A 20,205-nucleotide genomic window follows, 5' to 3' on the forward strand; every position below is an offset into this window, starting at 1 on the left:
CGAGCGACACGACGAACGGCCCGGACTCCGGGCTGCGGTACCGTCGTACCGCCCGGGAGCCCCCGGGTCAGCACGGAAGAGGGGGTGCGCGTCATGGTCGACGCTCGGATCCTGCACACGACGGCAGCCCTGCGCGAGGCCATCCTGCGTCTCGCGGCGGGCCGACCCGTCTCCGAGATCACCGTCGCCGACGTCACCCGCGCCGCCGGGATCAACCGTGCGACGTTCTACTCCCACGCGGTCTCACCCGGCTCGCTGCTCGCGGACGTCCTGACGCCCGAGCTCGACGAGATCCGCGCCGAGGACTCCGATGCGCGGCGCGTGGCTGCCGAGCGTGGTGCCGGCCGGGACGAACTCGCCGCGATCACCCGTCGCGGGATCAACGCCGTCGTCGAGCACGTGGTCACGCACCGGGAGATCTACCTGCGGGCGCTGCCCGACGCGAACGACGCCTCGTTGCACCGGTTGCTCGTCGAGCACTTCACCGTCTCGAGCGCGATCCACATCCGCGAGCTCGACCCCGCCACCCGGCCCGAGCTGCTCGACGACGTCGCCGCGGGCTTCGTCGCGCAGGGCTTCGTCGGCGCGATCGAGGCGTGGCTCGCCGGTCCCCGGCGGTCCCGCAAGGCGCTCGTCGACACGATCACGCAGTCGTTCCCGGCCTGGTGGAGCTGACGCGACGCCCGAGACCGTCACACCGACGGACGGGAGGCCCGGTGCCAGCTGGCACCGGGCCTCCCGTCGTTCAGGTGGTCACGTCAGTGATGCGCGACCTGGCTCATCCCGGTGAAGGACACCGCGCCCAGCCCGGTGACGTCGTCGTAGCCCTTGGCCGTGGTCAGCGACGTGTCGTGGTCGAGCGTGACCAGGAAGTCGTGTCCACTGGTCGCGCTGGTGTAGGCCAGGGCGAGCGGCGACCGCGGCGACGTGACGTCGGCGAAGGCCGACGGCGTCGCACGGTAGGTCGCGTACAGCGTCGGGTTCGCGAAGCCGAGGCGGACGTTCGTCGACTGCTGCACGATGGCCGACAGCGCCGCGGTGATCGGCGACGCGAGCGACGTCCCGCCGTACGTCTCGTTCACGAACTGGCCGGCCTTGAGGGTCGCGTCGTCCGTGATCGGGCGGATGCCGATCGAGAACCCGGTGTACGGGTCGGCCAGCGCGGCCAGGTCGGGCGAGACGCGCTTGCCGCCGGCCAGGGACGCCGGGACGACGCCCTTCTGGTACGCGGGCTGGTCGAACAGCGTGCTCTGGCCACCGCCGGCGCCACCACCGTCGAGGTTGCCGGGGAGTGCCGCGGAGTAGACGTTGCCGCGGGGGCTGCTCACGATCTGGTCGAGCAGGTCACCCCAACCGGTCTCGAACGACTTCTTGCCGGTCTTGTCGATGCCGAGGCTCGTACCACCCACCGAGGTCACCCACGGGCTCGAGGCCGGGAAGTCCGGCTGCGCACTGCCGAGCGCCGCGGACTCGTCGCCGTGGTCACCGCTCGAGAAGTACAGGCCGATGCCCTCGCCGGCGGCCTGGATGTGCAGGTTCTCCTGACCGCGGATGCTCGACAGCGGGACGTTCTCGCCGACGTCGCCGTAGCTGTTGCTGACGAGCGAGGCCAGGCCCTGGTCGAGGATCTTCGACATCGCGACGTCGAGACCGCCACCGCAGTTCGTACCACCGACGTAGAGGATCTTGGCCGACGGGGCCACCGCGTGCACGGACTGCACGTCGAGGGTCTCCTCGCCCTGCCAGCCGCTCGGCTGCTGGCACAGCACCTGGTCGGTGAACTGCGACGGCGACGGGATGCGCTGCTCGAAGGTGGCGCCCGTCAGCTGGGGCTCCCCGTGCTGCTGCGAGTATGAGTTCGTGTCGTGGATGATCGTCGGCGAGGCGTACGCGTCGATGATCGCGACGGTCTGCCCCTGGCCCGACACGCCCTTCGCGGCGAGCGCGTCGACGCCGTACGCCGAGCGGAGCTGCGACGGGCCGTAGCCGCAGGCGAAGGTCGGCACCACGGTCTTGCCGTACGCGGACGGGACGGTCGCGGTGTGCTCGCCCGCGTACGAGGAGCACTGGGCGTTGATCCCGGTCGGGGTGGTCGCCTGCTGGCGCAGCGACCGGGTCGGGGTCGACGAGGCGGGCTCCTGGCCCTGCTCGACGAGCTCCGGGTGGGTCAGCAGCCGTCCCTGGTCGACGCTGACGCCGCTGACGAGTCCGGCGATGGATGCCGGGAGGCTCGGTGCGGTGGACGGTGCCACCAGCGTCTGCTGCGCGTGGCGGTAGGAGTGCAGGGTCGTCCCGAGCACCGAGTCCACGACCGAGGCCGCTCCCCGGAACACCACGTACTCGTGGCTGGCGGGCACGGCGGTGATCGACAGGCCCTGTGCGCGCAGGAACCCGGTGACCTGGTCGACGTCGGCCTTGCTCGGGGCGTAGGCGGCGATCCAGGCAGCGGGGGTGAGCGGCTTGCGGTACTGCGGGGATCCCGGGGTGGACACCGCGGTCGCGAGCGCTTCGGCACCGGCCTGGTTCTTCAGGGGCAGGTAGACCTCGCCCTCGACGTCGGTGGACGCGGCGACCGTGCCGGCGTCGTTCGGTGCCGTCGCCCAGGTCGGGACGGAGTCGGGCAGGACCTGGCGGGTCGCGGCGTCGGCTGGACCGCCGGCGAACAGCACCGCGCCGACGGTGCAGGCGGCTGTCGTGACGGCGAGCGCGGTGAGGCGCCTGCGGGTGGAGGGAGTGGGAGAGCGTCGTTGCACGTCGGGTCCTCTCGGGAACTGCATGGTGTGGAGTGAGCTGACTGTAGTAAGTTCCGCGAACCAACAGACAGTCAGTGGAACCACCGACCTGCCATGTCACCCGTCCGGGGGGTGAAGCTGTCGCTGTGTTCAGCCCCGGATCCGCGTCGTTGCTGTGATGCCCATCGGCCGACTGGGTCCGAGCCGTGAAGCGGAGCGCGGGGGCTTGTGCCCAGCCGGCGACCGACCCGTTCCCGCAGCGCTCAGTCGCCCGCGGGCTTCTTGCCGCGCTGCAGTGACTCGACGACCGCGACGGCCTTGCCGACCATGGCCGCGTCGGAGTCGGTGCCCTGCACCCGGTAGTCGGTGGCGAGCCCGTCGCCGCCCGTGCCGGACGACGGCAGCGGGTCACCGAGGGCGATGACGACCACACCGGCGTCGTGCGCGGTCTGGATGGCACCGGTGAGGGCGTCGGGATCGGCGGCCTCGACGAACAGTGCCTTCGCCCCGCGCTGCACGAGGGCCTGGACGTCGCGCACCTGGGACGTCGCCGGGTCGGTCGCGCTGGCCACCCGGACGTCCGGACGGAACCCCGCGGTCGTCAGGTCGGACCGGAACCGGTCGGGCAGCGCGACGCCGCCCGACGTGGGCCCCGGCGTGGCGGCCGCGGACAGCAGCAGCACGCCGACCACGGCGTGCTGGTCGAAGCCGCCGTCCGAGCTCGTGAGGTCCGTGCTCTGCACCGGAGTCGGCGCGGCGCTGGTCGTCCCCGTGCACCCGGTCATCACGACGACGGCGATGACCGCCAGAGCGGCGGAGACCAGGGTGCGGCGCACGGTTCCTCCTCGTCGTGGACCCACCACGCTACCCGTTCCCCGCGGAGGAGGCCGGTGGCGGCACGGGGCCCAGCCGGCGGACCGCGAACAGCCCCACCAGGGCGACGACGATCATCGCGGCGAAGACCGCGGCGAAGGCCAGGGGGTCCGAGCGCCCGCCGAGCGCCGTGAACAGCAGTCCCGCGACCGCGAGCCCGACCACGCTGCCGGAGGCGTCGGCGATCGTCAAGGCGGAGCTCGCGAAGCCGTCGTCGCCCTCGGTCGAGAAGCGCAGGGTGAGCATCGACGTGCGCGGGTACGCCACCCCCATGCCGGCACCGCCCACGAACCAGCCGGCGACGAGCACCCACGCGGGCAGGTCGGCGAGTGCGACGGCGAGGGCTGCGACCAGGCTGACCAGCACCAGGCCGAGCCCGACGCCGAACGCACGGGCAGCGGGGAGCCGTCGCTCCCCCAGCCGACCGTGCACCCAGCTCGCGCCGGCCCAGCTGAGCGCGGCGACGGTGAGTGCGAGCCCGGCGGCCGAGGGCGACAGCCCGTGCTGGGCCTGCAGCAGGAAGGGCACGTACGCCTCGCTGCCGAAGAAGCCCGCGGCCAGGACACCGCGCAGCAGCACCACGGACGGCAGGCCCGGTGCGGCGGTCAGGGTACGGCGCGGCAGCAGCGGTCGCAGGGCAAACCAGGCACCGGCGACGCCGACGACGACGGAGACGACCCGCAGGACCACCGGCAGGTCGGGTGCGACGTTGAGCAGCAGGACCGCGACCGCGGCACCGGCTGACCAGGCGATCCGTCCGCGCTGCCACGGCGGGCGGCGCTCGACGGCGGGCGGGTGGAGGCGGCCGAGCGTCGGGACCAGCAGCGCGAAGGCGGAGACGGCGATCACGAGGGCACCCGCGAAGACCCAGTGCCAGCTGAACAGGTCGGTGACGATGCCGGCGAGTGCGGGACCGACGAGCGCGGGGACGACCCAGGCGGCGGCGAACCCGGCGAACACCGGGCCGTGCAGGTCCTCGGGGAAGATCCGGGCCACGAGCACGTAGAGCACGACGTCGATCGCACCGGCCCCGAAGCCCTCGACCAGTCGACCGGCCAGGAACACCGGCATCGTCGGGGCGAGCATGACGATCGCCGTGCCGATGGCGAAGAGCGCTGCGGAGACCCACGCGACCACCCGGCCGCCCGCGCGGTCGGTCCAGTTCCCCGCGAGCACCATCCCCGGCACGCCGGCCGCGAGCGGCGCCGCGAAGCTCAGCGAGTACAGGGTCTCGCCGCGCAGGTCTCGGCTGATCTCCGGCATGATCGTCGTCATCGCCAGGTTCTGGAACGCCGAGACGGCGACGATCGCGACCATGCCGATGGTCGGGAGCGCGTAGCCCCGACTGAACAAGGTCGTCCGCGTCACCGTCGTCGTCACCCGGCTCATCGTAGGGCCGACGGGTGACGCGGCTACCGGCGCAGCGCCTGCTGCACGTCGGCGACCAGGTCGCCCGCGTCCTCGATCCCGACGGAGAGCCGCACCAAGTTCTCCGGCACCGCGAGTTCCGTGCCCTTGACCGAGGCGTGGGTCATCTCGCTCGGGTACCCGATGAGCGACTCCACGCCGCCGAGCGACTCGGCGAGGGCGAACACCTCGGTCGACTCCGCGAAGCGCTTGGCGGCCTCGGGTCCACCGGCGAGCGCGACCGAGAGCATGCCGCCGAACCCGCGCATCTGCCGGGCCGCGACGTCGTGCCCCGGGTGGTCGGCGAGTCCCGGCCAGTACACACGCTCGACGGCCGGGTTGCCCACGAGGGACTCGGCGACCGCCTGGGCGTTCCGCGAGTGCCGCTCCATGCGGACCGACAGCGTCTTGATCCCGCGGATCGTCAACCACGCGTCGAACGGCGACGAGATGGCCCCGGCACCGAACTGGACGAAGCCGACCTGCTCGGCGAGCTCGGCGTCGCGGAGCACCACGGCCCCGCCGACGATGTCGGAGTGCCCGCCGAGGTACTTCGTCGTCGAGTAGACCACCACGTCGGCACCGAGTGCGAGGGGCTGCTGCAGAGCCGGCGACGCGAACGTGTTGTCCACGACGACGAGCGCGCCGGCCTCGTGCCCGATCGCCGCGAGCGCCGTCACGTCGGCGATCTTCATGAGCGGGTTCGTCGGGGTCTCGACCCACAGGACGGTCTTCGCGGGGGCTCCCTCGAGCGCCGCACGGACGAGGTCCGGGTCGCTCATGTCGACGACCACGAGCTCGACGCCCCACGGGACGTGCAGGCGGTCCACCAGACGGTGCGTGCCGCCGTAGACGTCGTTGCCCATCACGACACGGGCGCCGGGGGCGAGGGTGGCGCGGAGCAGGGCGTCCTCGGCGGCCAGACCGGACGAGAACGAGTACGCGGCCACCCCGCCGTCCAGGTCGGCGAGCAGCGTCTGCAGCGAGTCGCGCGTCGGGTTGCCGGAGCGCGAGTACTCGTAGCCGTTCCGCATCTGCCCGATGCCGTCCTGCAGGTACGTCGAGGTCAGGTACAGCGGCGGGATGACGGCACCGGTCGGGCCGTCGGGCTCCTGGCCGGCGTGGACGGCGCGGGTGTCGAACTCGGTCATGGTGCGTTCTCCAGGTGGGGGCTCGGGTGTCGGACGGGAGGCTCAGCACGGCCCGCGCGCGCACCGCACGGTGCGCGCACGGCCGGGATCACTCCGACAGGAAGGTGAGCAGGTCGTGTCGCGTGAGCACGGTGACGGGCTTGCCGTCCTCGACGACGAGGAGCGCGTCGACCTCTTCCAGCGCACGTCGCGCCGTGGAGACCGACTCGCCGATGCCGATGAGCGGCAGCGGGTCACCGACGGATCCGGAGACCCGGTCCGCCATCTTCGCGGCGCCGGTGAAGACCTGCTCCAGCAGGTCCTTCTCGGCGACGGCCCCGATGACCTCGCCGATCACGACGGGCGGTTCGGCGCTGAGCACCGGCATCTGCGAGACGCCGTACTTCGACATGATGTCGACGACCTCGCGGACGGTGTCGCCCGGGTGTGCGTGGACCAGGTCCGGCAGACGGCCGTCCTTCCCCGCGATCAGCGACCCGACCGTCCGGGCGTCGTCGGTCTCGGCGAAGCCGTACGAGCGCATCCAGCGGTCGTTGAAGATCTTGCCGAGGTAGCCGCGGCCGCCGTCGGGCAGCAGCACGACGACGACGTCGTCTTCGGGCAGGTCACGTGCGGCGCGCAGCGCGGCGACGACCGCCATGCCGCTCGAGCCGCCGACCAGCAGCCCCTCTTCGCGCGCCAGACGTCGGGTCATGGCGAAGGACTCGGCGTCGGACACGGCGATGATCTCGTCCGGGACGCTCGGGTCGTAGGCGCTCGGCCAGAAGTCCTCGCCGACGCCCTCGACCAGGTACGGACGCCCCGTGCCGCCGGAGTACACGGACCCCTCGGGGTCGGCGCCGATGATCCGTACCTGACCGTCCGACGCTTCCTTGAGGTACTTCCCCGTCCCCGAGATCGTGCCGCCCGTGCCGACGCCGGCGACGAAGTGCGTGATGCGCTGGTCGGTGTCGCGCCAGATCTCCGGCCCGGTCGTCTCGTAGTGGCTCCGGGGACCGTTCGGGTTGGCGTACTGGTTCGGCTTGTAGGCCCCGGGGATCTCGCGGACGAGCCGGTCGGACACCGAGTAGTACGACTCGGGGTGGTCGGGCGGGACCGCGGTCGGCGTGACCACGATCTCCGCGCCGTACGCCGTCAGGACGTTCCGCTTGTCCTCGCCGACCTTGTCCGGCAAGACGAACACGCACCGGTAGCCGCGCTGCTGGGCCACGAGCGCGAGCCCGACGCCCGTGTTGCCGGACGTCGGTTCGACGATCGTGCCACCCGGGCCGAGGTCCCCCGCAGCCTCGGCGGCGTCGAGGATCCGCGTCGCGATGCGGTCCTTCGACGAGCCGCCGGGGTTCAGGTACTCGACCTTGACCAGGACCGTGGCCCGGATCCCCTCGGTGACGCGGTTCAGCTTGACGAGCGGGGTGTCGCCGACGAGGTCGACGACCGAGTTCGCGTAACGCACGGGCCGAGTCTAGGCGGGGCTCCTGCCGCCGTTACCGATCAAGACGTGCCGGTGCGCGTTGCGACTCGACGTGGGCCGTCACCGCGGCGGCGACCTCGTGTCGACGGCGGTCGATCACGTCGCCCATGTCCCGGGCGAGCGCGGGCGTGGACCGGACGATCTGGTCGAGCGCGGTCGCGGGGACCACCAGGACGGCGACCTCGTTCCGGGCGATCGCCGTCGTGAGCATGGCCTCGCGGGTGAGCGCCGTCTGGCCGAGGTAGTCGCCGGCCTCGACCCGGCTGGCCGGCAGTTCCGCGTCCTCGAACGGCACGCGCAGCTCGACGCTGCCGGCGAGCACGAAGCGCACCGCGTCCGGCACCGTGCCGACCGTCGAGACGACCTCGCCCGCCGCGTACCGCTCGAGACGGACCACGGGCGCGAGCGCCAGGGCGTCGTCACCGGTCAGGTACAGCGTGGGCGAGATCGTCTCGAGGGCGGCGTCGCGACGCTCGTCGGTGACGAAGTCGTCGGTGGTGTCGCCGTCGAGTCCGAGACCGGCGCGCCGAGCGGCGTACCAGAGCCACATCCGGAAGGTGGCCAGGGCAGCGCCCTCCTGGGACGGGCCGCGGACCTCGAAGGACACCTCGTAGGCGGGACCGCCCTTCGGCACGGCGCTCGGTGTCGTCCCCGGGATCACCTGGGGCAGGCTCGACGCGACCCGCTGGAGCAGGCCGACCACGGCCGCGGGCGCGTCGTCCGTCGTGAACGCGACCTCCGTCGAGACCGTGAACGCGCCTCCTGTCCGGCTCAGGTTCGTGAAGGACGCACCGGCCAGCGACGAGTTCGGGGTGATCAGGATGCCGTCGCCGGTCTCGATGTGGACGGACCGCCAGTTCACCTCGATGACGCGACCACGCGTGCCCCCGACGTCGAGCCAGTCGCCCAGGCGGAACGGCTGCTCGAACAGCAGGAACAGGCCGGCGATGACCGGGCCGACCGCGGACTGCAGCGCGAGGCCGATGACGAGCGAACCGACGCCGAGCGCGGTGAACACACCGCCGACGTCCGCGTCCCAGACCAGCCGGAACACCAGTGCGAGCCCGAGCGCGATGAGGACGATCCGACCGATGTCGACGAAGATCGACGGGATCTTCTCGCGCCAGCTGCCCTTCCGCGCGTTCGTGAACAGCAGGATGTTCAGGCCGTTCAGCACGAACACGATGACCAGGAAGCCCAGCACCGTCGCGATGATGCGGTTCGTGGTGAGCTGCTCCGGGTCCACCGCGTCCGTGACCTGCACGGACAGGATGAGGATGGCGATGAGCGGCACCACGGCGTTCCGGAGCAACCCGACGATCTTGGACAGCTCGTTGCCGCGCCGCTGCAGGCTCGACTGCAGCTCGGTGAGGACCAGGAGCGTCACCGGCAGGCCGATGATCACCACGATCGCCGGCCAGAACCACGACTGCTCCCAGAAGGCGGTCATGCGCTCGGCCGATCGAGCTTCCACACGCGCTGCGGACCGGACTGGGTCTGGACCTCGCCGACGTCCCGCACGTCGGCGCGGTCACCGAGCTTGTCGACCACGCGCTGCGTCGCGTAGACACCAGGCGTCGGGGCGATGCCCTGCACCCGGTACGCCAGGCTGACCGCGTCGCCCCACATGTCGTAGACGATGCTCGACCGGCCGACCAGGCCGCTCGTGACCTGACCGGTGTCCACGCCGGCACGCAGGGCGATCGAGGCGCCGTGCTGCGCGTTGAAGCGCTCGAGCACCCCTTCAGCCTCGGCGGCGAACTCGATCACGCGGCGGACGTTGTCGACCCGCGGGACACTGAGGCCGCAGCTCGCCAGGTACCCGCTGCGGGTCGTCCGGACCCGCTCGATCCCGTGCCGGGCCGCCGCCTCGTCGAAGGAACGCCAGACGTCGTTCACCAGTGACAGCGACTCCTCGGCGGTCAGGCCCGCGGCGAAGTCGTCGATCCCGATGATGTCCGCGTACACGACGGCGACGTCCTGGTGGTCCTCGGCGATCGTCTCGTCACCCTGCTTGTAGCGACGGGCGACCTCTTCCGGCATGAGCGTCAGCAGCATCGTGTCGTTCTGCCGCCGCTGCTCGTCCAACAGGTCCTGTTTCACGCGGAGGCTCCGGCTCATGTCGTTGAACGCCAGGCCGAGGTCACCGATCTCGTCGCCCTGCTTCGTCTTCACCTCGACGCCGATCTCCCCGGCACTCACACGGTTGACCGCGGTCTGCAGTCGGCGGATCGGCCGGACGAACACCTGCGCCAGCAACAGCGACAGCAGGCTCACCAGCACGATGATGCCGACCAGGGCGAGCCCGATGTTGCGCGTGAAGTCGTTGACCGGCGCGAAGGCCTCGGCGGTGTCCATCTGCGCCACGACCACCCACCGCAGCCCGTCGACCTCGAGCGGGGCGTAGGCGGCCAGGGTCTCCTTGCCGCGGTAGTCGTTCGCGATCACCGTGCCCGTCTTGCCCTGCAGCGCCCGGGTGACCGGTGTGGTGTTCACCTGCTGCAGGAGCACCGAGCCCTTGACCGCCACCTCGCGCTTCGCCGTCGCCGGTGCCGTCCCCGCCGCGATCACGTCCTGCTGGTACTGCTTCGGGTGCTCGAGGAGCTGCCGCGGGTAGGACCGCATCAGGTTGTCGTCTCCGACGAGGTACGACTCGCCGGTGTCGCCGAGCCCGTCGTTCTTCCAGCCCTGGTTGCCCGTCATCACCTGGGTGATCAGGTCGACCGGCACCTGTACGGCCATCACGCCGATCACGCGACCGTCCTCGGCCACCGGGCTCATCACCCACAGGGTCGGGACGTTGAGGCTCGGGACGTACCGTCCGAAGTCCGTCACGACGACCGCGTCGGAGTTCGTCAGCTGCAGGGCCTGCTCGTACCCGGTGGCCAGGTTCGAGTCGCGGTACGGACCGTCCTCGAGGTCCGAGCCGAGGTCGGCACCGCCGTAGGCCGAGTAGACGACGTCGCCGTCGGTGTTCATCAGCAGCAGGTCCTCGTAGCCCTGCGCGTCCACCGCCTGCCGGAAGTACGACTGGTACTGGGCGTGCGCCGCGCTCCAGGTGCTGCCGTCGCCGGCGTCGTCCCGCTGGATGGCCTTGTCGTAGTCGTCGAACGGGGCGGTGTAGCGCGCCTGGAGGTAGGTCTGCGGGTCACGCGTCGGCGCGAACTGCTCCGGGTTCGCCGTGCCGCCGCTCCGTTGGTCGAGCTGCGGCACGAAGGTGTCCTGGTACCAGGCGTCCACCGCGGACTGGTCGGCCGAGGTCACCGGCTGGTCCTGCAGGTCACGCCACCCGGCCTCGAACGCCTGCGTCGCACCGATCACGCTCGCGTTGCGGCTCTGCGAGACCACGGTCTGCGTGAACTGGTCGAACGACCGCTTGAGTTCGGTGATCCGGGACTCGCGCAGCGAGGTGACCTGGTTGAGCGCCGCCGCCTGCAGGGAGTCGCGGCCGTTCACGTAGCCGACGGCACCGACCACGAGGGCCGCGAGGACGCTGACCCCGAGCAGCATCACCAGCAGCTTGGACTGGATGTCGAGGGACCCCGTCTTCCGGAACCGGCTCCAGCGACCGCGTCGGCGGGGTGCGGGGTCGGCGCTCGGGGTGCCGGGCCCGGCAGGGGGGATGGGGTCGGCCGGGGGGATGGGGTCGGCCGGGACGGAGCCGGGAGCGTGGGAGCCCGACGGGTTCGTGCCGGTCGGGTTCGTGCTGGTCGGGTTCGTGCCGGTCGGGTCTGCGCCGTGCGACGCGGCTGGTGTGTCGGCGGGCCGGTCATCCGGCGAGGACGGAGGGGCTGCGGTCACGATGACTCCGATCGACAGCCCACTGGTGCCGGTGGGCTCCTGGTCGTGCGACGCCGCTGATTCGGCGCCCATCACATCTATCACGCGAGTAACACTCGTGTCCGTTTCGCGTCCCCTGTCCGCAAAACGAGCCAGTCGACGCCGGTGCCCACCGCGCGCCCGGAGCGTGCGGTGCGTCCGGCGTCCGATGCGTGCGGTGCGTCCGGCGTCCGATGCGTGCGGCGTCCGATGCGTCCGGTGCGTGCGGCGCGTGCGGTGTGTCCGGAGCGTCCGGTGCGTGCGGCGCGTGCGCGTCAGGTGCCGAGGGCGTCGATCGGCGCGGCCTGCTGCTGGTTCAACGTCGTGTAGATGCCGTCCAGCGCGAGCAGCTGGTCATGTGTCCCCTGCTCCACGATCCGTCCGTGGTCGAGCACGAAGATCACGTCGGCATCCCGCACGGTCGACAGGCGGTGCGCGATCGAGATGGTCGTCCGTCCTCGCGCTGCGGCATCGAGCGCGGCCTGCACGACCCGCTCTGAGATCGAGTCGAGGGCACTCGTGGCTTCGTCGAGGACGAGCACGGGCGGGTCCTTGAGCATGACGCGAGCGATCGCGATCCGCTGCTTCTCACCCCCGGACAACCGGTACCCGCGCTCCCCGACCACCGTGTCGTAGCCGTCGGGGAAGGACGCGATCGTCTCGTGGATGTTCGCTGCCCGTGCAGCGCGCTCGAGCTCGGCGTCGGTGGCGTCCGGCTTGGCGTACCGGAGGTTGTCGCCGATGGTCGCGTGGAAGAGGTAGGTCTCCTGGCTGACGATGCCGACGTGCCGCATGAGGTCCTCGTGCTCGAGGTCGCGGACGTCGGCCCCGGCGAAACGGACCGACCCCTTCGTGGCCTCGTACAGTCGTGGCACCAGGTAGGACACCGTCGTCTTGCCGGCACCGGACGGCCCCACGAAGGCGGCGAACTGCCCTGGCTGGAGCTCGAACGACACACCGCGCAGCGTGGGCTTGTCGGCTTCGCCGTCCGGGTAGGTGAAGGTGACGTCGTCGAAGGCGACGTGTCCGACCCGACTCTCGTCGACCTTGGCCGCAGCAGGCGAGTCCGTGATGGCCGGCTTGAGGTCGAGGTACTCGAAGATGCGGGCGAATAGCGCGCCGGAGGTCTGCAGGTCGAGCACGACACGCAGCAGCCCCACGGTCGGGAACAGCAGCCGCGACTGCACGGTCGTGAACGCGACGATCGTGCCGGCGGTGATCGGGACTCCACCGAGGATCAGGTACGCCGCCACCAGGTAGATGATCGCCGGGATGATCGACAGGAAGATCTGCACGATGGCGAAGAACCACTGTCCGGACATCTGCTGGCGGACCTGCAGCGAGATCTGGTTGCGGTTCTCGTCGCCGTAGCGGTGGGTCTCGGCCCGCTGCTGGTTGAAGCTCTTGGCGAGGAGGATCCCCGACACGCTCAGTGCCTCTTGGGTGATCGCGGTCATGTCCGAGAGCGATTCCTGCGTCTGCCCGGCGATCTTCGCGCGGACCTGACCGACCCGACGCTGCGCGATCACGAGCAGCGGCAGCAGGACGACGGCCACGATGGTCATCTGCCAGCTGAGCAGCAGCATCGCGACGACTGCGGCGATCACGGTCACGGTGTTGCCGAGCACCGAGGAGATCGTGTTGTTCAGCACGCTCGCGACGCCGCCCACGTCGTTCTGCAGACGCGACTGGATCACGCCGGTCTTGGTCCGGGTGAAGAACGCCAGCTCCATCCGCTGCAGGTGCGCGAAGAGCCGCATACGCAGCGCCCCCATCACCTTGTTGCCGACGGTCGCCGTCAGGTACGTCTGCCAGACACCGACACCGGCGCTCGCGATCCACAGGGCGACCATCCCGCTGACCAGCCAGAACAGCACCGGCACGTTCGGCGTCCCCGACTCGGGGAACAGTCCCCGGTCGAAGGCCTGCTGCGTCAACAGGGGCGGGATCACCGACAGCGCGGCCCCCACGAGCACCAGGGCGATCGTGAAGACGATCGAGCGACGGTGCGGGACGAACAGCCCGGCGATCCGCCGCAGCAGGTGCGGGACCGCCGGCGCCTGGGCGTTCGCGGCACGCTGCGCGTCGAAGTCGCCGCTCGAGATGCGGCCACCGTGGCCGCCGCCGCGCATCATGCTCATGCGAGATCCTTTCGCCCGGAGGGCCCGACCGGTCATCCGCGAGAGCAAATGTATCCCCGCGGTACGACAGCGGTGCGGCCGGGAGCGACATCTGTGGAGAACGTCGCTGACAGCGGAATTGACCCCTTTCCGGGGCCATGCGAGCATGACCCGTCCCGTTCCCCCACCACGAGGTCCCATGTCGTCCGCGCCACCCCGTCCTGCCCAGCCCCGTCCCGCTCGGACCCTCCGCCACCAGCTCGCGCGGCGCAAACCGATCGACCAGCTGCAGGCAGATGCGGCAGCCGGCGTCGACGGGCAGCCACTCCGCAGGACCCTCGGCGTCTGGCACCTGACGATGATCAGCGTCGGCGCCACGCTCGGCACCGGGATCCTCGTCGTCCTCGGGACCGCGGTGCCGCTGGCAGGGCCGGCGGTCTGGATCTCGTTCGTCCTGGCGGGGGTCGCGGCGCTGTTGTCGGCGCTGTCCTACGCCGAGATGGCCGGAGCCGTGCCGACCTCGGGGTCGAGCTACTCGTACACGTACGCGACCATGGGCGAGGGCATCGCCTGGGTCTGCGGCTGGTGTCTGGTCCTCGAGTACGCCGTCTCGGTCGCCGCCGTCGCCGTGGGTGCGAGCGAGTACGTCGACGAGACGCTGCGCGTGTTCGGCCTGCACCTGCCGACAGCCCTGTCGGCTCCTCCCGGTGACGGCGGCGTCGTCAACCTGCCCGCCGCCGTGCTGGTGCTCCTCGCCACCGCGGTGCTGCTGCCGGGTGCCCGCGAGAGCGCGTGGGTGAACACCCTCATGGTCATCGTGAAGATCGCGCTGCTGGTGTTCTTCGTCGTCGTGGCGTTCACCGCGTTCCAGGCGGGCAACTTCGAGCCGCTCGCGCCGATGGGTGCCGCCGGGGTCACCGCAGCTGCCTCTCGCCTGTTCTTCTCGTACATCGGCTTCGACGCCGCCTCGACCGCGGGCGAAGAGGCGAAGGACCCGCGCCGTGACCTGCCCCGGGCGATCATCGGGTCGATCGTGGTCATCACCGCGCTGTACATCCTCGTGGCGATCGCGGCGATCGGCGCCCGGCCGTGGGAGTCGTTCTCGTCGACGGAGGCCTCGCTCGTGCGCATCGTCGTCGACGTCACCGGTCGGCCGTGGGTGGCACTCGTGTTCTCGGTCGGCGCCGTCATCGCCATCGCCAGCGTCGTGCTGACCGTCCTGTACGGCCAGACCCGCATCCTGCTCACCATGGCGCGCGACGGCCTGGTGCCGAAGGTGTTCGGACGGGTGTCGGCGCGCACCGGCACCCCGATCGCCAACACCCTCATCGTCGGCGTCGTGGTGACGGTCGTCGCCGCGCTCGTCCCGCTCGGCGAACTCGCCGACGCGACGAGCATCGGCACCCTCGTGGCCTTCGCGCTCGTCAACGTGTCGGTCATCATCCTGCGCCGATCGCAACCGACGCTCGAGCGCTCGTACCGCGTGCCGCTGTTCCCGGTCGTCCCGGTCCTGGGCACCCTGTGCTGCGTCCTGCTCGCGGTCTTCCTCGGCGCGGGCACCTGGATCGCCTTCGCCGTGTGGATGCTCGCCGGCGCCGTGCTCTACGTGCTGTACGGCCGCCGGCACAGCACGCTCGCCTGAGCCGCTGGGCCGCTGAACCGCTGAACCGCTGAACCGCTGAGCCGCTGAGCCGCTGAGCCGCCTGCAACCCCGGGCCCCTTCTGCTCTTCCGGCGCCCCGGATCGCCCGGACCGCCCGGATCGCCCGGAGACGGTTCACACCTGCAGTCCGTGGCCGCGGAGCAGTGCCCGCAGCCGATCGACGTCGACGAGGTGCCACCATCGCACCCGGATGAACGCGACGACGCCGGGCCGGATGCGGTCCTCGCGCTGCTTCTCGTGCCAGAGGACGTCCTGCGGCGTCCGACCGGCGAGCATGGTCGGGTCGGTGTACTTCTGACGGCCGTCGAACTCGATCACGATCCGCTCGGCGGGCAGCCACAAGTCCACTCGGTCGACGAATCCGTCGCTGACGAACTCGTGCTGCGGCTCGACTGCGGTGATGCCGAGTTCGGCGAGCCGAGCCGCGCAGAACGACTCACCCACCGATTCGTGACGGACGTCGCTCGTCTGGACGACCCGGTCGAGATGGACGCGCCCACGTCCGTCGAACCGGTCGGCGAACGCGGTCAACGCCGTCCGCGCCAGACCCCCGCGGAGCGCACTGTCGAGCACGATCACCGCCTGGGGGAACTGCAGGTCGAGGGCAGCTCCCACAGCGGTGCTGACCGGGTCCGCGAGCCGGGCCCCGGCGTACGTGTCGAGCGAAGTCGATGCGCGCTCCGGCTGGGGCGATGACCGGACGCTGACACCCGACATGCGCCGGCGCCCACCGTGGGGCACGGTGACCTGTACCCGGTCCGGCCACGGTCCGATGTGCGCCCATCCGCGGAGTGCCGCGGCGGACAGGTGCGAGACGACGCCGTCGTGCGGGATCCTGGGCGTGACGGCCCGGACCAGGGTCAGATGTCGCGCGTGGGTGTCGAGTCGGTCCCACTCGTCGGGGTCGACGTAGACGCCGGGGACGAGCCGGGTCAGTTTCCGTTCGGCCGCCCGACGCTGGAGCCGTCGAGCAACGGTGCGGCCGGACGATGCGCGCCAGAGCTGCGGTTCGTACGAGGTCTCGATCTCCATGCACTCAGCGTCGTTGAGCCCGTCGACGCCTGGGACCGGGCGACCAGAACCGTGGACCGATCGTCACCGACCCCGACCTGTGGAGGAACCGGTCATGCACGTGATGCGACATGAGTGCAGCGAAAGCGCGACGCTTTCGCTGCCGCGATGTCGCCCGGCGCCGGCTGGACCCGATGTCGGCGCATCGAGCGACGTCGCGGCACCGAAAGCGCGTCGCGGAACCGCCTGCGATGTCGCTTTCGGAGCGGGAAAGCCCCACAGCCCCCGCAGCCCCCCACAGCACGGCAGCACCCACCCCACCCACACAGCCCCCACGAACGACGACGGCCGCCGCCCCGAAGGGCAGCGGCCGTCGTGATGAAGCGGATCGAACTACGCGACCTCGACCGTGGCGCCGGCGGCCTCGAGGGCTGCCTTCGCCTTGTCAGCGGCTTCCTTGTTCGCACCCTCGAGCACCTTGGCGTCGGGGGTCTCGACCAGGGCCTTGGCCTCGCCGAGGCCGAGCGACGTGAGGCTGCGGACCTCCTTGATGACCTGGATCTTCTTGTCGCCAGCCGACTTGAGGATGACGTCGAACTCGGTCTTCTCCTCGACCTCTTCGGCCGGAGCAGCAGCACCGGGAGCCGCAGCAGCGGCAACGGGGGCAGCAGCGGTGACCTCGAAGACCTCTTCGAACTTCTTCACGAAGTCCGAGAGCTCGATGAGCGTGAGCTCCTTGAAGGCCTCGATGAGCTCGTCCTGCGAAAGCTTCGCCATGATTTTCTCCTACTACTAGCTAGTACGTGTGGTTGATGAACGCGTGCCTGGTCAGGCCGCGGACTCCTGCTTCTCGCGGAGGGCGTCCACCGTGCGGACGGCCTGCGAGAGGGGTGCGTTGAACAGGTACGCAGCACCGAACAGCGAAGCCTTGAAGGCACCGGCGAGCTTGCCGAGCAGCACTTCACGGGATTCGAGGTCGGCGAGCTTGTCCACCTCGGTCGCGGAGAGCGGGTTACCGTCGAAGTAACCGCCCTTGACCACGAGCTCGGGGTTCGCCTTGGCGAATGCACGCAGCGACTTCGCGACGGCGACGGTGTCACCGTGGACGAAGGCGAGAGCGGACGGACCGGCGAGCTCGTCGTCGAACGACGAGATGCCGGCGTTGTTCGCCGCGATCTTGGTCAGCGTGTTCTTCACCACGGCGTACGTGGCGTGCTCACGGATCGAGTTGCGGAGCTCCTTGAGCTGCGCGACCGTGAGACCGCGGTACTCGGTGAGCAGAACGGCGTTCGAGCTACGGAAGGACTCCGTGAGCTCGGCGACCGCAGCTTCCTTGTTCGCCATGGTTCTCCTTGGGGGTCTTGCCGGCTAGCCCCAGGTCCCCGGTTGCGACGTACACAACCACCACACGAAAAAAAGCTCCGGCGCAGAGGCTCGGAGCTGCTCCCCCCGCGAACGGAAGGAGTGGTTCGGAACACCTGCGCGGGCTGCCTCGTGAGAGAGGACCTTCGGTTGACGTGCAAGCACGGCAACGACCGGCGGTCTTTGGCTTCGAGAACTGTACCAGACGGCACGGGCGCCGCCAACCACCGGACGGGAGGCCCGGTGCCGGCCCGCCCCGCGCCTCCTGTCCGTCAGTGGGTCGGGTCCGAAAGGAAGTCGGATCGCGCGTTGGGGGTCGGAAGAACCGACCAACTACGCGCGATTCGACCTCCTACGCGCGGTCCGGCACGGTGGCCCATGATGCAGCCGAGTCCACCGAGCGGGCCGAGCCGTCGACATCCGCCTGCGGAGCGACGGCGGGCAGGTGCACGGTGAACACGGTGTCCCCCGGCTCGCTCGTGACCTCGACTGAACCGCCGTGGGCCTGCACGACCGCGTCGACGATGGCCAGCCCGAGGCCGGTCGAGCCCGCGCTGCGCGACCGTGAGCTGTCGGCCCGCGCGAACCGCTCGAACAGCTTCGGCAGGAACCCGGGGTCGATGCCCTGGCCGGTGTCCCGCACGGTCAGGTCCACGCCGGTGTCACGCGGCGCGATGCCCACGGTGATGCGGGTGCCCTCGGGGGTGTGGGTCCTGGCGTTGGTGACGAGGTTGACGATGACCTGGTGCAGGCGAGCCGCGTCCCCGGGGACGACCACGGGCTGGTCCGGCACGTCCACGTCGATGGGGTGCTCCGGTGACGCCGCGTGCGCGTCGTTGACGGCGTCGAACACCAGCCCGGTCAGGTCGACGTCGTCGAACTGGATCTCGCGACCCTCGTCGAGGCGCGCGAGGAGCAGCAGGTCCTCGACCATGCTCGTCATGCGCAGGGACTCGGACTCGATGCGGCCCATGGCGTAGACGACGTCCGGCGGCAGGTCCCCGCCCATGCGCCGGGTGAGTTCGGCGTACCCGCGCACCGAGGCCAGGGGCGTCCGGAGCTCGTGCGAGGCGTCCGCGACGAACTGCCGGACCTTCTGCTCGGAGCGTTCACGGGCCTGCATCGCGCCGCCGATGTGCTCGAGCATCCGGTTGAACGCGGTGCCGACACGGCCGACCTCGGTGCGCGGGTCGGTGTCGGGGACGCGCACGCCGTCGAGGGCGTCACTGCGTTCCAGGGGCATCCGAGCCACGGTCGAGGCCGTCTCCGCGACGCGTTCGAGGGGTCGGAGTGACCGGCGGACGACGACCGCTGCGCCGAGCGACGCCGCGAGCAGGGCGAGTGCGGTGACCGCGAGCACCACCCCGAACAGCTTCCAGACGCTCTCGTAGACGGGCGCCATCGGCAGACCGACGACGAGCACGGCGGGGCCGACCGTGGCCGCGGTGACCCGGTACCGACCCAGGTCGCCGCCGAGGTCGATCGTGTGTGGCTGCTTGTCGACCGTCACCGACCCGAGCGGCGCGACGACGGTCCCGGACAGGCGGTCGATGTCACCGTCGTTGTCGAGGACGCTGCCGACCACCGCGTCGCCGTTGAGGAAGTACACGGTGAGGGTCCCGGCGGCCTGCCCCGACGGTCGGCCGATGTCGAGACCGGGGCCGTTCCCGCCCTGCTGCTCCACCGAACGCTGCGCGCGACCCGTGGCGAACTGCAGCTGCTCGTCGATCGCGGAACGCTGGATCGAGAAGAGCGCGATGATGCTGCCCGCACCGATCACCGCGCTGACGGCGACGACGAGGGCGACGATGCTCAGGACGAGCCGACGGCGCAGGGTCACGGCAGGCTCAGGAGATCGGCTTGATGACGTACCCGACACCGCGGACGGTGTGGATCATCGGCTGCTCGCCGGCGTCGATCTTCTTGCGCAGGTAGGAGATGTAGATCTCGACGACGCTGGACTTGCCGCCGAAGTCGTAGGACCACACGCGGTCGAGGATCTGCGCCTTGCTCAGCACGCGGCGCGGGTTGCGCATCAGGAAGCGCAGCAGCTCGAACTCGGTGGCGGTCAGCTCGATGGGTCGGCCGGCGCGGGACACCTCGTACGACTCTTCGTCGAGCACCAGGTCACCCACGACGATGCGCGAGTCGCCGGCCTCGGAGACCGAGATCTGCGAGCGACGGATCAGTCCGCGCAGCCGTGCCACCACCTCTTCCAGCGAGAACGGCTTCGTGACGTAGTCGTCGCCGCCGGCCGTCAGCCCCGTGACGCGGTCCTCGACCGAGTCCTTCGCGGTGAGGAACAGCACCGGGGTGTCGTCGTTGTTCTGCCGCAGACGACCCAGCACCTGCAGGCCGTCGAGGTCCGGCATCATCACGTCGAGCACCATCGCGTCCGGCTTGAACTCGCGGGCCTTCGTCAGGGCGTCCTGCCCGCCGTTGGCGCTCGTGACGTCCCACCCCTCGTAGCGCAGCGCCATCGAGAGCAGGTCGGTGAGGCTGGCTTCGTCGTCGACGACGAGGATGCGCAACGGCGAACCGTCGGCACGCGTGAGGCGCGGGGCTGTCTGCTGCTGCTGCTGGGAGATGGTCACGTC

The 20,205-nt window shown here is 70.7% G+C and carries 15 protein-coding genes; 2 read left to right on the forward strand and 13 right to left on the reverse strand.

The genetic code is table 11. The features are described 5' to 3' along the window. Window positions 1-93: 93 nt before the first annotated feature. A complete protein-coding gene (locus ASG04_RS00645; protein WP_146245337.1) occupies window positions 94-675 on the forward strand; it encodes a TetR/AcrR family transcriptional regulator in 582 nt (193 codons plus the stop codon). 83 nt (window positions 676-758) lie between these two features. On the opposite strand, the gene ASG04_RS00650 is transcribed toward ASG04_RS00645, so the two are convergent. The 8 genes from ASG04_RS00650 to ASG04_RS00685 form a co-directional block, all read right to left on the reverse strand. Beyond that, complete coding sequence (locus ASG04_RS00650) at window positions 759-2,753, reverse strand: protease pro-enzyme activation domain-containing protein (protein ID WP_235515383.1); 1,995 nt, start codon at window positions 2,751-2,753, stop codon at window positions 759-761. A gap of 242 nt (window positions 2,754-2,995) precedes the next feature. After that, window positions 2,996-3,568 (reverse strand): substrate-binding domain-containing protein, encoded by a 573-nt coding sequence (locus ASG04_RS00655; RefSeq protein WP_056118793.1) that lies wholly within the window; start codon window positions 3,566-3,568, stop codon window positions 2,996-2,998. Between the two features lie 28 nt (window positions 3,569-3,596). After that, window positions 3,597-4,985 (reverse strand): MFS transporter, encoded by a 1,389-nt coding sequence (locus ASG04_RS00660; protein WP_056118796.1) that lies wholly within the window; start codon window positions 4,983-4,985, stop codon window positions 3,597-3,599. 32 nt (window positions 4,986-5,017) lie between these two features. Continuing rightward, the gene (locus tag ASG04_RS00665; RefSeq protein ID WP_056118800.1) at window positions 5,018-6,163 is read right to left on the reverse strand and encodes a cystathionine gamma-synthase; all 1,146 of its coding nucleotides are present in this window, start codon (window positions 6,161-6,163) and stop codon (window positions 5,018-5,020) included. A gap of 88 nt (window positions 6,164-6,251) precedes the next feature. Further along, window positions 6,252-7,616, reverse strand: coding sequence for a cystathionine beta-synthase (locus ASG04_RS00670; RefSeq protein WP_056118803.1), 1,365 nt, complete (start codon window positions 7,614-7,616; stop codon window positions 6,252-6,254). Window positions 7,617-7,647: 31 nt separating this feature from the next. After that, on the reverse strand, window positions 7,648-9,084 hold the full coding sequence (locus tag ASG04_RS00675) for a mechanosensitive ion channel domain-containing protein (protein ID WP_056118806.1): 1,437 nt from the start codon (window positions 9,082-9,084) through the stop codon (window positions 7,648-7,650). Further along, window positions 9,081-11,435, reverse strand: coding sequence for an adenylate/guanylate cyclase domain-containing protein (locus tag ASG04_RS00680; protein ID WP_156463465.1), 2,355 nt, complete (start codon window positions 11,433-11,435; stop codon window positions 9,081-9,083). The genes ASG04_RS00675 and ASG04_RS00680 overlap by 4 nt, the downstream gene beginning before the upstream one ends. 293 nt (window positions 11,436-11,728) lie before the next feature. Beyond that, entirely contained in the window at window positions 11,729-13,594 is a 1,866-nt protein-coding gene (locus ASG04_RS00685; protein ID WP_056118810.1) for an ABC transporter ATP-binding protein, read from the reverse strand. Between the two features lie 178 nt (window positions 13,595-13,772). Between ASG04_RS00685 and ASG04_RS00690 the strand changes: the two genes are divergently transcribed. Further along, the gene (locus ASG04_RS00690) at window positions 13,773-15,215 is read left to right on the forward strand and encodes an APC family permease (protein WP_056118813.1); all 1,443 of its coding nucleotides are present in this window, start codon (window positions 13,773-13,775) and stop codon (window positions 15,213-15,215) included. Between the two features lie 134 nt (window positions 15,216-15,349). Here the strand turns inward: ASG04_RS00690 and ASG04_RS00695 are convergent, their stop codons facing one another. The 5 genes from ASG04_RS00695 to ASG04_RS00715 form a co-directional block, all read right to left on the reverse strand. Further along, complete coding sequence (locus ASG04_RS00695) at window positions 15,350-16,267, reverse strand: hypothetical protein (RefSeq protein ID WP_056118815.1); 918 nt, start codon at window positions 16,265-16,267, stop codon at window positions 15,350-15,352. 372 nt (window positions 16,268-16,639) lie between these two features. After that, a complete protein-coding gene (rplL, locus tag ASG04_RS00700; protein ID WP_056118818.1) occupies window positions 16,640-17,023 on the reverse strand; it encodes a 50S ribosomal protein L7/L12 in 384 nt (127 codons plus the stop codon). Between the two features lie 51 nt (window positions 17,024-17,074). Beyond that, window positions 17,075-17,590, reverse strand: a complete 516-nt coding sequence (gene rplJ, locus ASG04_RS00705) for a 50S ribosomal protein L10 (protein WP_056118821.1) — start codon at window positions 17,588-17,590, stop codon at window positions 17,075-17,077. A gap of 370 nt (window positions 17,591-17,960) precedes the next feature. Further along, complete coding sequence (locus tag ASG04_RS00710; protein WP_235515384.1) at window positions 17,961-19,448, reverse strand: sensor histidine kinase; 1,488 nt, start codon at window positions 19,446-19,448, stop codon at window positions 17,961-17,963. Window positions 19,449-19,455: 7 nt separating this feature from the next. Next, window positions 19,456-20,202 (reverse strand): response regulator transcription factor, encoded by a 747-nt coding sequence (locus tag ASG04_RS00715; RefSeq protein ID WP_056118827.1) that lies wholly within the window; start codon window positions 20,200-20,202, stop codon window positions 19,456-19,458. Window positions 20,203-20,205: the final 3 nt, after the last annotated feature.

Origin of the sequence: Curtobacterium sp. Leaf183 (assembly GCF_001424385.1) — a bacterium.
In the GTDB taxonomy this organism is placed as follows: Bacteria; Actinomycetota; Actinomycetes; order Actinomycetales; family Microbacteriaceae; genus Curtobacterium.

Bases quoted from the DNA above. Each gene is read 5' to 3' on its own strand.
- ASG04_RS00645 (WP_146245337.1), top strand. From the start codon at position 94: ATGGTCGACGCTCGGATCCTGCACACGACGGCAGCCCTGCGCGAGGCC.
- ASG04_RS00665 (WP_056118800.1), bottom strand. From the start codon at position 6,163: ATGACCGAGTTCGACACCCGCGCCGTCCACGCCGGCCAGGAGCCCGAC.
- ASG04_RS00675 (WP_056118806.1), bottom strand. From the start codon at position 9,084: ATGACCGCCTTCTGGGAGCAGTCGTGGTTCTGGCCGGCGATCGTGGTG.
- ASG04_RS00685 (WP_056118810.1), bottom strand. From the start codon at position 13,594: ATGAGCATGATGCGCGGCGGCGGCCACGGTGGCCGCATCTCGAGCGGC.
- ASG04_RS00690 (WP_056118813.1), top strand. From the start codon at position 13,773: ATGTCGTCCGCGCCACCCCGTCCTGCCCAGCCCCGTCCCGCTCGGACC.
- ASG04_RS00695 (WP_056118815.1), bottom strand. From the start codon at position 16,267: ATGGAGATCGAGACCTCGTACGAACCGCAGCTCTGGCGCGCATCGTCC.
- rplL (WP_056118818.1), bottom strand. From the start codon at position 17,023: ATGGCGAAGCTTTCGCAGGACGAGCTCATCGAGGCCTTCAAGGAGCTC.
- rplJ (WP_056118821.1), bottom strand. From the start codon at position 17,590: ATGGCGAACAAGGAAGCTGCGGTCGCCGAGCTCACGGAGTCCTTCCGT.